This window comes from Streptomyces sp. JH002 (genome assembly GCF_050916115.1).
GTDB classification, from domain to species: domain Bacteria; phylum Actinomycetota; class Actinomycetes; order Streptomycetales; family Streptomycetaceae; genus Streptomyces; species Streptomyces xiamenensis.
Window position 1 is genome coordinate 3,506,726 of record NZ_CP087989.1, and the last position, 12,379, is coordinate 3,519,104.

Consider the following 12,379-nt stretch of genomic DNA (forward strand, 5'->3'; position numbering starts at 1 on the left):
GTGGATACGCTGCAGCAGACCCGAGGCACCATGGATTCCTCCCGGCCTGCGGCGCGGCAAGAGCCTGACTGGCTGCAGTATCCCGCTCAGGATCCACTAGGACGCTGCCTGACAATCAGCGGCGGAATCCACGGCGGGGATCTCGCGCCTGGACGTTCAGGAACGGTTCGAACCAGGCAGCGACACGGAGATCGCCGATGCCCATGTGCTGGTTCGTCTCGCCGTCCGGGTCCTCGATTCCGTCGAAGCGAGAGTTGTAGAGCATCAGCACGTCGGTGTCTTGGAAAAACACTTCGGAGCACATGTCGAAGTCGTAGTCGTCACGGTGGGTGGGCAGCCTCCCGTGGTCACCAGCGTCATCGCCTTCGTCCCCGCGGTCTCCCGCATCGCGGATGGCGAGGTGAAGGGCAAGTTCCTCGGCCGTGCAGGTGGGCTCCGGCCACTGCCCGCATTCGAGGTCACCGGCAAGGTCGTCGGCTGCCCGGGCGAACCGGCGGCGCCACTGGAGGTCGGCCGCGAAGGTCAGCTTCGGGAGATAGGCGAAAACGCCCCATTGGCCGTCGTGCTGGTCTGGCACCACCGGCCTGTCACCAAGTTCCTCGCTGTCCTCGTACGCCTGATCGGCGAGCACGCACAGTTCCGTGTAGAGGATGTCGGCGGTTCGGGGGGTGAGTTGCCACTGGCACCGCTCGTCTTCGCACTCCGGGTCGTCGCAGTGCAGCGTCTCCGTCGCGAACAGCGCCGCGAAGTCCGGGGCCTTCTTCCTCGTCGACGGCGTCGCCAGCTCACCTCGGCGGACAGCCGCTGTGTACCGCCAGCCCGCGCCGAAGTCGGCGACCACTGCTTCCTCGCTCCAGTCGGCGACCTCGTGCCCGTTCTCGGTGCGCAGCCGCAGGCCCTGAGAGGTATCGGTGACCGTGTCCGCACCCTCGATCTCGCTGTCGGACTCCCCCAGCCACATGATGGCCCCGACGACATCCTCAGGGTCATCGCCCTCGAGGTCGTCGTGTGGCTGGGGCTCCCAGCCCGCGCTCCTAGCTGCCTTCAACACGGCCTGCTGGTCATGCACGTGAAACTCTCGGAGTACCTCTACCCGAATGACCGGACCAGCCAGGTCAGCGAGCCGTGCGTCGTTCGGGGTGCGCACGGCGCGCGTGACCGCGTCGACGTCATTGCCCTCATCCACGTCGTCGTCATCGGCGATCTGCTCCCACTTCAGGAAGCTGCCGCCGGGCATGGGCCAGACGCCCGCGAGGGCGTGCCGTGCGGCACTGCGGAGGGAGGAAGCCGGAGCATCCGGCAGCTGGGCGCACAGCCTCTCGAGCGGCTCGGGATTCCAAGCATCAGCGGAAGAACCGGTGGCCTGTTGGAGGATGCCCACCGCTTGCTGCGCGAGTTCGGGGTGCCGACAAGTGAGAACGGCCTGCAGTGAGGCAGGGCCCTCTCGATGGTGGACGAGAGCGAGGATGCGGCTCTTGCTAGGGGTGTGCTCGCAGTGGAAGCCGCGGAGCGCGGCCATGGTCGGCTGAGCAGGCATGCGGAGGACTCCGAACAGTGGACGCACGAAACCGTGCGCGGAAGCGAGTGGAGTTCCGCTGGTGGGCACGCTGCTGACGCGCCTCCGGACGGCGAAGATTAGTGCGCTCGGCTGGTTCTCCCGGTGCTACCGGGAGTCCGGACCTGGCTTCCCCAGCTTACTCACACTAAGCAGCCGAGAGCGGTCGAACACCGGCCATCCGGCGCGACCGGTTTTCGGTAGGTGACCTACTCCTCACCGCTAACCTGGTTCGACCGTGCGACGCTTGGAGGTGGCCTTGAGGCCGCAAGAGGTGATACCACCGCAACGTCTAAGCCACCTCGAACGCGAGTCCAGGGGTTACCCCGTGATCGCAACGGTTGGGCGTGACGCAGAGGGGGCAAACTTCGGAGCGATCGATGAGCGGCGAAAGCTCGTACTGGCCACGTTCGACTGGTGTGCTGTCTGCGGACTTCCCTTCGGAGACGACGCACGATGGCAAGTCCTCCCACACTTCGGCGACATACCGCTTCCCGATGAAGTTGGGCTCGCAGAGGCACCCGTACACGAGATCTGCGCTGTCTACTCTGCGCAGGTGTGCCCATTCCTGTCGTCGCAAGGCGCACGTCTCGGGGATGACAAGCGCCGCGGTACGCGTCGCGAGGAAACCGTTCAGGTTGTCGGATACAGCCGCACCAAGTCGGTCGAGGCGTTCCGTTCCTCGCTCCAGGACGATCTCTTCGTCCTGCACTTTCTCCACGACAAGGTGATCGACTCCTTCTCCTACAGTGGCCCCGAGGAGGTCAAGGAGCGGTACGAGGATCTCCTGGCAGCAGAACTGCGCATCGAAATTCCGGCCGCGGAGAAGGTGCTCATCGACCGGTTCAACGCGATGAGCACCCCTGACGAGCCGACCGGTGACCCAGGCGCGGTGGTGGCTGGCGCCGCCGTCATGATCGGCGCCGGCTTCGCGCCCGACATCTTTCGGGTCCAGGGGATGCGACGCTTCGACGAACGCGACTCGTACGGGCTTATCGCTCGGCAGTTCCTGGAGCGCAGCGGGCTTACTGAAGCCGCAGCGACCTTCCCTGACGCATCCGGCAAAGCAGCAGCACAATGGCTCCTAGACAAGGGCGATGACGTCCCTGCTGCGCTGTTGCTGTGGCGAGACCTCGGGAAGCAGCGGGTGTCCGGGCGCACGATTCCCAAGCAGAGGCCCGTCGGACCGGGCCGCAGCGTTGGCAAGAACACGCCCTGCCCATGCGGGTCAGGACGCAAAGCCCGACGATGCCACCCTGCAGGAGTACCCGAGTCCCTCTAAGGAGCGTGCAAACTCGCCTCTGCGAAGCGGCCGACGGGAGCGGCGCCGCTTCGCGATGCGGTCACAGCATCAGGGCTTGGGAGAATTCTGGGAGATGATCACCCTCCGCAGGCCGACCGAGCCCTTGCCACACCAACCCGAAACTTGGCCCTGACCTGCACCGTTAGCAAGGCGACCAGGTGCCGATCCTGCCCGACCTTCTGGACGAAGAGGCCGTGGGTTCACATCCCGCCACCCCGACAGATGAAACAGCAGGTCGGCCAGACTACTCGCGCGAGTAGTCTGGCTGACCTGTTTGTGCTGCCGGGGCCCTTCGGTGTGGTCGTGAGCCGAGCCGGCGACGAGACACGGTCGGGACCCTTGAGGTATCCGGCCGGGCCCGGGCCGGACGCTCGCACCGCGTGCCCGGTGAGCCCGCCTCCCCACCGGTCCGCCGTCGCGGGACCGCGCGGCGGCCCGAGGAAGAAGGCCCCGCCCCGGTGGCCGAATTGCTCCCTTGTGTGCCCTTCATGCTGATGTCACACAGGGGAGAGGTGTTTTCGACCGGGGGAGGGGCCGCATGTCGGGGGCAGCGAACGGGGAGACAGCACCTTCCGCCTGGGCGGTCGAGCGTTTTGGAGAACTGGCCGGCGCGCTGGTCAGCGCCCTGCCCCTTCAGTTGGTGCGGGCACACACGCGAGCGCGCGCCGCGCATCTGAGGGCCCAGGTGAAGAAGCGGGGGCCCTACGGCGCGACCCTGTCGGAGGCCGTGCGGGAGAACCTGGCGGACCTGGCACGCGATCTGGGCGGGGCGGCGCGGGACGTGCGCGGGTACGAGTACGCGGTGATCAATGAGCACGCGCTCTTTCCCTTCAAGTATGCGAACCGGCCCCGGGCGCTCCACCGCGCCCGGCTGGCGTCCAGCGCCTCCCCCACCCGGCGCCGGCTGCTGTGGGGGCACGGCCCCGAGGCACAGGAAGGGCTCTTCGACCTCGGGGATGACCTGACCACCGATGAATACCTGGAGTTGCACGAGGCGTTCGAGGAGCTGGGGGTGTCCACGAAGCTCGTGTGCGTGTTCTTCACTGCCGCTCTGGAGGAGGGGATCCACGCCATCCACTGGGGAGATGCCCACCTCGAACCGGATCGCACGTTCACCTGGATCCACAGCGAGCAACTCCAGGTTCCGCCCGCACCGCAGGAGTGACCGGCCACCCGCTGGTGCGGCCCGGGGGCCGGCGGAGCCGCCGTCCGAAAGGCGGCGTTCCGCCGAGGTGTGTGCCGTCGGGCGGGGGCCGAAGGGGTACGGCCTGCGGTCCGTTCGGCCCGTGGGCAGGGGAGTGGAGCCGTGGCGGGGTAGCTCTTCGGCGGACGGGGTCGGTCCGGGGTGCCCGGCGCGGCCCGTGGGCCTTCCGAGCGGCGCAGGCCGGGAGCGAGGAGAGCACCGCATGAGCGTGCTGGCGGACATCATCACCGGGGTGCGGGCGGACTTGGAGGGGCGCAAGGCCGCCGTGCCCGAGAGCGGACTGCGTGAGCGGGCGGCGGCGTACGGGGGCGGTCCTGCGGCCGGTGCCGCGACCGCCGCGCGGCTGCGGCGCCTGGGCCCCGGCGGCCTGCGGGTGATCGCCGAGGTGAAGCGGGCGAGCCCGTCCAAAGGGCCGCTGGCGGAGATCGCCGACCCGGCCGCGCTCGCCGCCTCCTACGCGGCGGGCGGCGCCGCGGCGATCAGCGTTCTGACGGAGGGCCGCCGCTTCGGGGGCTCGCTGGCGGACCTGACGGCGGTACGGGAGCGGGTGACCGTGCCCGTCCTGCGCAAGGACTTCATCGTCGACCCGTATCAGGTGTGGGAGGCGCGGGCGCACGGCGCGGACCTGCTGCTGCTGATCGTGGCGGCGCTCGACCAGCGGCAGCTGACCGGGCTGAGCGCGCTGGCCACGGAGTTGGGGATGTGCCCGCTGGTGGAGGTGCACGACGAGGAGGAGGCCGGGCGCGCGCTGGAGGCGGGCGCGGAGGTGATCGGCGTCAACGCCCGTGATCTGCGCACCCTGCGCGTGGACCCGGACACGTTCGGGCGGGTCGCGCCGCTGATCCCGGAGACGGTCGTACGGATCGCCGAGTCCGGCGTCCGGGGCCCGGCGGACGCCGCCCGGTACGCGGCGCAGGGCGCGGACGCGGTCCTGGTCGGCGAGTCCCTGGTCACCGGCGGGGATCCGGCCACGGCGGTCGCGGCCCTGACGGCACCCACCGCCCTGCGATGACGCCCGCCCGGTTACCCCGGCGGGGCCCTGCGTGCGGGGCCCCGCACGCGGCGGGTGCGGCACGCACGCCACCGGGCCGGGATCGCCCCTATCGGGTGGTGGGTGCGCCGTTCCGGGGAGGTCGGCAAGCCCTCAAGGCACGCGGCCTGCCGTGGTTCACGCGCACCGGTGGTCACGGCCGGGACCGGCGCCGCGCGCTCCGGCCCCCCGCCCCGGGCGGATCAGGCGACCCGCGCGCGCTCCGCGTGCTTCGCGCAGGCGTCCGTCCAGCGGGACAGGACGGCCGCCGCAGCGCCCGAGTCCAGGGCGGCGGTGGCCCGTTCCAGCGCCGTGGCCAGCCGCTCGGCGACCGTGCCGTCGGGCGGCTCCAGGGCGGCCAGTCCGGCCGCCGCGTTCAGCAGTACCGCGTCCCGTACCGCCCGCGCCACCGGCTCCCCGCCCAGCAGCGCCCGCGCCACCGCGGCGTTGTACGCCCGGTCCCCGCCGCGCAGCGCGTCCGGGTGCGCGCGCGGAATGCCCAGCGCGGCCGGGTCGAACGTCTCGCGGCGCACCGCGCCGTTCCGTACCGACCAGATCGTGGAGGTGGTGGTCACTGTGATCTCGTCCATGCCGTCGTCGCCCCGGAAGACGAGCGCCGACACGCCCTGCCGGGCCAGTACCCCGGCCAGTGTCCCGGCCGCCGCCGGATCCGCGACGCCCAGCGCCAGCGCGGCCGGCGCGGCCGGATTGGCCAGCGGGCCCAGCAGGTTGAAGACGGTACGCACCCCCAGCTCACGCCGGGTGGCCGCCGCGTGCCGCATCGCGGGATGGAACAGCGGCGCGAACGCGAAGGTGATGCCCGCCTCGTCGGCGATCTCCGCGATCGCCTCCGGGTCCAGCCGTGGCTCCAGGCCCAGTTCCACCCCCAGCTCCTCCAGGACGTCGGCCGAACCGCACCGCGAGGACGCCGACCGGTTGCCGTGCTTGACCACCCGCGCCCCGGCCCCGGCCGCCACGATCGCCGCCATGGTGGAGACGTTGACGCTGTCGGAGCCGTCGCCGCCCGTCCCCACGATGTCCACCACAGGACCCGGCACCGGCAGCGGCAGCGCGTGCGCGCGCATCGCCCGGGCCAGCCCTTCGATCTCGGCGGGCGTCTCGCCCTTGGCACGCAGCGCCACCAGCAGGGCGGCCAGTCGGGCGGAACTCACCTCGCCCGACATCACCCGGCCCATGGCCCATTCGGTGTCGCTGACGTCCAGATCCCGGCCGGCCAGCAGGGAATTCAGCAGCGACGGCCAGCGGTCCTGCTCCGGTTCGGTCACGGAATTCTCCTCCGCTGTGGCGGCGCGGCAAAAGGCCGGGGACAAATGAACGCGCCGCCATCGTGACCGGGAATCCGGCCGCACACCAGACCAGTTCCGCACCGCCGGCACATACCAGTGAGGGAGAGCATTCCCGTGCCCCTGCACATGGCCATCTCCATATCCCGGAATTCCGGGGCATCACTCACCGCGCAGATCCAGGAGTTCATCCGGGAGGAGATCGAGGAGGGCACGCTCCAGCCCGCGACCCGCCTGCCTTCCAGCCGCCGGCTCGCCGAGGATCTCGGCGTTTCGCGCAGCGTGGTGGTCGAGGCGTACGCCCAACTGGTGGCCGAGGGCTACCTGGACACCGCGCGCGGCGCCAGCACCCGCGTCGTGCGGCATCTGCCGCGCGAGACGGTGCTCTCCCCGCTGCTGGACGCGGGCCATGTGCCGTCCGCCCGCTGGGATCTGCGTACCGGCGGCCACAGCAGCGCCGTCTTCCCGCGCGCCGAGTGGCTGGCCGCGTACCAGCGGGCGCTGGCCGCCCCCGGGGCGGGTGACCGGGACGACGGCTATCCGCCGCTGGCGGGCGAGACCGCGCTGCGCGTCGAACTCGCCCGCTACCTGGGCCGCGCGCACGGCGTCCGGACCGCGCCCGAACGCATCGTGATCACCGGCGGGTTCGCGCAGGCGCTCAGCCTGCTCGGCGCCGACCTGCTGGAGCGCGGCGTCAGTACGCTCGCCGTGGAGGACCCGGGCCACCCGGGGCTGCGGCACTTCATCCACGCGTCGGGGCTGCGCCCGTGCCCGGTACCGGTGGACGAGGAGGGCATCGACGTGGAGCGGCTGGCCGACTCCGGGGCCCGCGCCGTTCTGGTGACCCCCGCCCACCAGTTCCCCACCGGTATCACGCTCACCCCGGCCCGGCGCGAGGCGCTGGCCCGCTGGGCGCGGGAGCGGGACGGCTGGATCATCGAGGACGACTACGACGGCGGCCTGTGGTACGACCCGGCCCGCACCCGCCCGCTGGCGCTGCAACGGCTCGTCCCGGAACGGGTGATCTACGCGGGCACGGCCAGCAAGACGCTCAGCCCCGGGCTGCGGCTGGGCTGGCTCGCCGCCCCCGAGCCGGTGCTGAGCCGGCTGCTGCGGCTGCGCGCCCGGCTGGATCTGGGCAGCGAGTCGCTGAGCCAGCGGGCGTTCGCCGAACTGCTGCGCGGAGGCCTGTTCGACCGGCATCTGCGCCGGCTGAACAAGCTGAACGCGGTCCGCCGCGCCGCCCTGGACGAGGCCGTGCGCCGTCATCTGCCCGGCGCCCGCGTCCTGGGCCCGGCGGCCGGGCTGCACGCCTACGTCCGGCTGCCGCGGCACACGGACGAGGCGGCACTGGTGGCCGGGGCGCTGCGCCGCTCCGTCCTGGTGCGCGGCGGCGCGGCGTTCCACACCCGGCCGCGCCGGGACGCCCCCGCGCTGGTGCTGGGGCACGCCCGGCTGCCCAGGACGGGGGTGGCGGACGCGGTACGGGAGCTGGCGGCCCGGGCGTGAGGCGACGGGCGCCGCCCGGCCCACCACGCACCGCGCCACGCCGCCGTCAGCCGCCGGGGGTCAGCGCCGGGCCGGGCGCGGCGCGGGCCAGGAAGTTCTCCATGATCTGGAGCCCGCCGGTGGTCATCACGCTCTCGGGATGGAACTGCACGCCCTCCACCGGCAGCGTGTGGTGCCGCAGCCCCATCACATAGCCGTGGTCGACGGAGACGGCGGTGGTCAGCAGCGGCTCCGGCAGCGGTTCGGCCACGATCAGGGAGTGGTAGCGGGTGGCCTCCAGGGTGTTGCCGAGGCCGGCGAACACCCCCTCGCCGTCGTGCCGTACCGAGCTGGTGCGCCCGTGCATCACCTGGTCGGCGACCTCCACCCGGCCGCCGTACGCCAGGGCGATCGCCTGATGCCCCAGGCACACCCCCAGCAGCGGCACCCGGCCGGCGAAGTGGCGTACCAGCTCCACGTGTCCGGACACGGCCGGATGGCCGGGCCCCGGACCCAGGACGACGGCGTCCGCGCCGAGCGCGGCCAGTTCGTCCGGCGTCGCGGACCGGGAGCGCACCACCTGGGTCTCGGCGCCGAGGGTGCGCAGATACTGGTCGATGATGTGCACGAAGCTGTCGTAGGCGTCGACGAGCAGCACCTTGGGCGCGGCGGTCACAGCAACTCCTCACCGGTGAGCGCCCAGTGGGCCGCCCCCATCTTCGCCAGGGTCTCCCGCCATTCGGCCGCCGGATCGGACTGCGCGACCAGGCCGGCCGAGGTCTGGGTGGAGTACGTGGTGCCGTCGTACGCCACGGTGCGGATGCACAGCGCGAGTTCGCTCCAGGTGCCGCGTGCGTCCAGCAGCCCCACCGCCCCCGCGTAGGCGCCGCGCGCCTCCTTCTCCAGGCCGTCGATGATCTCCATGGCGCGGATCTTGGGCGCCCCGGTCATGGTCCCGGCCGGGAAGGTGGCCCGGATCGCGTCCCACACCCCGGTGCCCGGCGCGAGCCGCCCGGTGACGGTGGACACGAGGTGGAAGACGTGCGAGAACGTCTCCACCTCCATCAGGTTCTCCACCGGGCGGGTGCTGGGGACGGCGACCCGGCCCAGGTCGTTGCGGCACAGGTCGACCAGCATCACGTGCTCGGCCCGCTCCTTGGTGCTGGCCCGCAGTTCCTTCACGCGCCGCTGGTTCTCGGCGTCGTCGGGGCCGCGCGGGGTGGTGCCCGCGATGGGCCGCATGGTGATCTCCCCGGCCTCGATCCGCAGATGCAGCTCGGGGCTGGCGCCGATCAGCAGCCCGCCGGCGCGCGGCGCCAGATACATGTACGGGGACGGGTTGCGGGCGCGCAGCCGCCGGTAGACGTCACGGGGCGTCAGATCGCTCCGTACGTCGACGCGGTGGCCGATCTGGATCTGGTAGATGTCGCCGACCCGGATGTGTTCCAGGCAGCGTTCGGCCCAGCCGAGGAACGTGTCGCGGCTGACGCTGTCCCGCACGGAGCGCGGGCGCGGCGCGTCGGGCACGCCGCGCTCGTCCGCGAGCGGCGGCGGAGGGAGGGGTGGGATTCCTTCCCCGGCCGGTGCGGTGGGGAACGCCTCGCTCTCGGCGTGCAGATGGAGCGCACCTGCCGGGTCGCCGTCGTACCGGACGGTGTCCCGGAAGAGCGCGAGCGTGATGTCGGGGCCGTGCGGCGGCTTGGTGCGGGGCGGGAGTTCCTCCATCAGCCAGGCCGACTCGTAGGCGAGGGTGGTCAGGAACCCGAAGGCGTACCGGTCGGGCGGCTGCTCCGTGTCCACGGCGAACAGCCCCTGGACGGCGGCCAGGACGTCCCACATCTGCCGCGGGTCGCGGAACCGCGCCCCGTCCGGGGCCGCGTCCATGCCGTGCTGCCGGGCGAGCGCGGCCAGCGCGCCGCGCAGCGCCGGCACCCCGGTGATCTCCAGCCGGCCGCCGCCGCCCTCGGCGGCCCCGTACACGCGCAGTTCCGCCAGCCGCCCGTATCCGACGACGGCGGACCGGCGCCCGCCGTCGTTCTCCAACTGCTCCAGCAGGAATACGTCGTCGGCCAGCCGCGTCTCGCGCAGCCGCGTCCACAGGTCGAGAGGATCGTGCGGAGGAAGTCCGGCCGACGTCACCCTTACCCGAATCGGTTCACTGTCCGGCATCGACATGGCTGAACTCCTCATGAATTCCCGCTCCTTTCGCCACGGGAAAGCGAAACACCGCCTGCCGTGCGGGGACCAGACCAGTCCGCCGCTTTCGATGCGGTCCATTCCCGGAATTCTTGACCGGCCCGCCGCCCGTCCCGTGAGCTGGTGGCACACGAGGGAAAGGAAAGGGGAATCGCCGTGAACGCACAGCAGCCCGACTGGCCGGACCCGGACCTCCTGCGGGCGGTCACCGGCCGCCTCGGAGCGGCCCCGCCGCTGGTCTTCGCCGAGGAGTGCGACCGCCTGCGGGAGCGGCTGGCGGGCGTCGCCCGCGGCGAGGCGCTGCTGCTCCAGGGCGGGGACTGCGCGGAGACCTTCGCCGGGGTGACGGCGGACGCGGTGCGCGGCAAGCTGCGCACGCTGCTGCAGATGGCGGTGGTGCTCAGCCACGCCAGCGGCCTCCCGGTGGTCAAGGTGGGCCGGATGGCGGGGCAGTTCGCCAAGCCCCGGTCGAGCCCCGTGGAGCGGCGCGGCGCGCTGACGCTGCCCTCGTACCGGGGTGACGCCGTCAACGGCCAGGAGTTCACCGAGGCGGCCAGGCGGCCCGATCCGCGCCGTCTGGAGCGGATGTACGAGGCGTCGGTGGCGACGCTCAATCTGCTGCGGGCCCATGTGGGGGGCGGGTTCGCGGACCTGCGGCAGGTGGCGGAGTGGAACGAGGAGTTCGTGGCCGGCTCGCCCTCGGCGGGGCGTTACGCGCGCAGGGCGCGGGAGGTGAGCCGCGCGCTGGCGTTCGTGCGGGCGAGCGGCGCCGATCAGCGCACGCTGCGCACGGCGGAGTTCTTCGTCAGCCACGAGGGGCTGCTGCTGGATTACGAGCGGGCGCTGACCCGTACCGATGAGCGCACCGGCCGTCTCTACGCGACCAGCGGGCATCTGCTGTGGGTGGGGGAGCGCACCCGGCAGCCGGACGGCGCGCACATCGACTTCCTGAGCGGGGTGCACAACCCTGTCGCGGTCAAGCTCGGCCCGGGCACCGAGCCCGACACGGTGCTGCGCTATCTCGACCGGCTCGACCCCGCGCGTACCCCGGGGCGGCTGACCTTCGTGGTGCGGGCGGGCGCGGAACGGGTGCGGGACGTCCTGCCGGTGCTGGTGGAGAAGGCGCTGGCGGAGGGCGCGCGGGTGGGCTGGGTGTGCGACCCGATGCACGGCAACACGGTGACCGCGCCCAGCGGGCACAAGACCCGTGCCTTCGAGGCGATCCTGGAGGAGGTGCGCGGCTTCGTGGAGGTGCACCGGGCGCTGGGCAGCCACCCGGGTGGCGTCCATGTGGAGTTGACGGGCGAGGACGTCACGGAGTGCACGGGCGGCGGCTCACCGGTCCGCGCCGAGGACCTCCCGCTGCGCTACACGACGGCGTGCGATCCCCGGCTGAACCACGGTCAGTCGCTGGATCTGGCTTTCCAGGTGGCGGAGTTGTACGCGCGGGCGGGGGACGGGGCGCTCGAGCGCCCCGTCCCGGAGCGGCCCGCGCTCATCTGACCAGGGCGAGGGCGACGTAGCAGGCGAGCGAGAGCGCCAGGCGCACCGTGAGGTCCAGCCAGTCGGCCCACGTCCCGCCGATCACCCAGACCAGGAGGGCCACCAGTACGCCGGCCGTCGCCAGCGCGGTGCCGTAGGCGCGGGCCGGGGCACGGCGGTGCTTGAGGGTGCCCAGCAGGGCGGACGGCAACTGCACGGCCACGTGGCAGATGGTCAGGCCGAACAGTACGGCCAGGATGACCACCGCCGGCGTCACGTCCGGGCCGGCGTACGCCTGCACCGCCCAGGACGGTGGGAACAGGAACGTGGCCAGCAGCACGAAACCGCTGACATGCATGGCGAGTAGATGGACGCCGACCCGCAGGGACAGCCGGGGCAGCTTGGTGTGGATGGCCCGGGTGAGGGCTTCCTCGATCCGTACTTCTCTCGGTACGTCCATGACACGTCAGATTACGCCCCGGCAGGAACCCGCTCCGCGCGGGTGCCCGGGCGGAATCCGGCCGACCCCCGCTTTGGGACGGCGCTGCATCGCCGCCCCGCTCCTCGGCGGCCGCGTGTCTGTCTCCCCTCGCGGCCCCGGCCACGCCCTTCCTGGTTCAGCCCAGGCGCGAGCGGTGCTTCACCGTCGCCTTCTCCGTCTTGCCATGGGTCTTCGCCGCCACCGCCCGGGCCTGGTGCTCGGCCTCCTTGACCCGCTCCGGGGTCAGCGCGTGCTTTCCGTGACCGGCTGTATCCCGTTCGTGCTGGGCCCGGTGCTTCGACATCGTCACCGTCTCCTCGATCGCGTGCGTCGTCG

11 protein-coding genes are annotated in these 12,379 nt (G+C 72.1%); 5 read left to right on the plus strand and 6 right to left on the minus strand.

The features are described from left to right. Nucleotides 1–115: 115 nt before the first annotated feature. Nucleotides 116–1,237, minus strand: coding sequence for a hypothetical protein (locus tag H7827_RS15940; RefSeq protein WP_432745976.1), 1,122 nt, complete (start codon nt 1,235–1,237; stop codon nt 116–118). Nucleotides 1,238–2,111: 874 nt separating this feature from the next. On the opposite strand from H7827_RS15940, the gene H7827_RS15945 reads away from it, so the two are divergent. The 3 genes from H7827_RS15945 to trpC all read left to right on the plus strand — a co-directional run bounded on the left by H7827_RS15945 (nt 2,112) and on the right by trpC (nt 5,074). After that, the gene (locus H7827_RS15945) at nt 2,112–2,837 is read left to right on the plus strand and encodes a YecA family protein (RefSeq protein WP_432745978.1); all 726 of its coding nucleotides are present in this window, start codon (nt 2,112–2,114) and stop codon (nt 2,835–2,837) included. A gap of 559 nt (nt 2,838–3,396) precedes the next feature. Then, nucleotides 3,397–4,023, plus strand: a complete 627-nt coding sequence (locus H7827_RS15950; protein ID WP_432745980.1) for a hypothetical protein — start codon at nt 3,397–3,399, stop codon at nt 4,021–4,023. Between the two features lie 241 nt (nt 4,024–4,264). After that, complete coding sequence (gene trpC, locus H7827_RS15955; RefSeq protein WP_432745982.1) at nt 4,265–5,074, plus strand: indole-3-glycerol phosphate synthase TrpC; 810 nt, start codon at nt 4,265–4,267, stop codon at nt 5,072–5,074. Nucleotides 5,075–5,295: 221 nt separating this feature from the next. Here the strand turns inward: trpC and trpD are convergent, their stop codons facing one another. Then, nucleotides 5,296–6,378 carry an anthranilate phosphoribosyltransferase gene (gene trpD / locus H7827_RS15960; RefSeq protein WP_432745984.1) on the minus strand — a complete coding sequence of 361 codons (1,083 nt, stop codon included), beginning with the start codon at nt 6,376–6,378 and terminating at the stop codon, nt 5,296–5,298. 135 nt (nt 6,379–6,513) lie between these two features. On the opposite strand from trpD, the gene H7827_RS15965 reads away from it, so the two are divergent. Continuing rightward, complete coding sequence (locus H7827_RS15965; RefSeq protein ID WP_053116173.1) at nt 6,514–7,905, plus strand: PLP-dependent aminotransferase family protein; 1,392 nt, start codon at nt 6,514–6,516, stop codon at nt 7,903–7,905. 46 nt (nt 7,906–7,951) lie between these two features. Here H7827_RS15965 and H7827_RS15970 read toward each other — a convergent pair whose 3' ends face one another. Next, nucleotides 7,952–8,560, minus strand: a complete 609-nt coding sequence (locus tag H7827_RS15970) for an anthranilate synthase component II (RefSeq protein WP_432745986.1) — start codon at nt 8,558–8,560, stop codon at nt 7,952–7,954. After that, nucleotides 8,557–10,074 (minus strand): anthranilate synthase component I family protein, encoded by a 1,518-nt coding sequence (locus H7827_RS15975; RefSeq protein ID WP_432745988.1) that lies wholly within the window; start codon nt 10,072–10,074, stop codon nt 8,557–8,559. Before H7827_RS15975 ends, H7827_RS15970 begins: the two co-directional genes overlap by 4 nt. A gap of 162 nt (nt 10,075–10,236) precedes the next feature. On the opposite strand from H7827_RS15975, the gene H7827_RS15980 reads away from it, so the two are divergent. Next, nucleotides 10,237–11,583, plus strand: a complete 1,347-nt coding sequence (locus H7827_RS15980) for a class II 3-deoxy-7-phosphoheptulonate synthase (RefSeq protein WP_432745990.1) — start codon at nt 10,237–10,239, stop codon at nt 11,581–11,583. Here H7827_RS15980 and H7827_RS15985 read toward each other — a convergent pair. Together H7827_RS15985 and H7827_RS15990 are read right to left on the minus strand one after the other, a co-directional pair. Continuing rightward, nucleotides 11,576–12,022: a hypothetical protein gene (locus H7827_RS15985; protein ID WP_432745992.1), complete on the minus strand. Its 447-nt coding sequence runs from the start codon at nt 12,020–12,022 to the stop codon at nt 11,576–11,578. The two genes, H7827_RS15980 and H7827_RS15985, sit on opposite strands and share 8 nt — an antisense overlap. Before the next feature lie 157 nt (nt 12,023–12,179). Further along, a complete protein-coding gene (locus H7827_RS15990; RefSeq protein ID WP_386538504.1) occupies nt 12,180–12,347 on the minus strand; it encodes a hypothetical protein in 168 nt (55 codons plus the stop codon). Between the last annotated feature and the right edge of the window lie 32 nt (nt 12,348–12,379).

What these genes read in the sequence shown, in the direction of transcription:
- H7827_RS15940 (WP_432745976.1), bottom strand. Translation starts at nt 1,237, where the DNA reads ATGCCCGGCGGCAGCTTCCTGAAGTGGGAGCAGATCGCCGATGACGAC.
- H7827_RS15950 (WP_432745980.1), top strand. Translation starts at nt 3,397, where the DNA reads ATGTCGGGGGCAGCGAACGGGGAGACAGCACCTTCCGCCTGGGCGGTC.
- trpC (WP_432745982.1), top strand. Translation starts at nt 4,265, where the DNA reads ATGAGCGTGCTGGCGGACATCATCACCGGGGTGCGGGCGGACTTGGAG.
- H7827_RS15975 (WP_432745988.1), bottom strand. Translation starts at nt 10,074, where the DNA reads ATGAGGAGTTCAGCCATGTCGATGCCGGACAGTGAACCGATTCGGGTA.
- H7827_RS15985 (WP_432745992.1), bottom strand. Translation starts at nt 12,022, where the DNA reads ATGGACGTACCGAGAGAAGTACGGATCGAGGAAGCCCTCACCCGGGCC.
- H7827_RS15990 (WP_386538504.1), bottom strand. Translation starts at nt 12,347, where the DNA reads ATGTCGAAGCACCGGGCCCAGCACGAACGGGATACAGCCGGTCACGGA.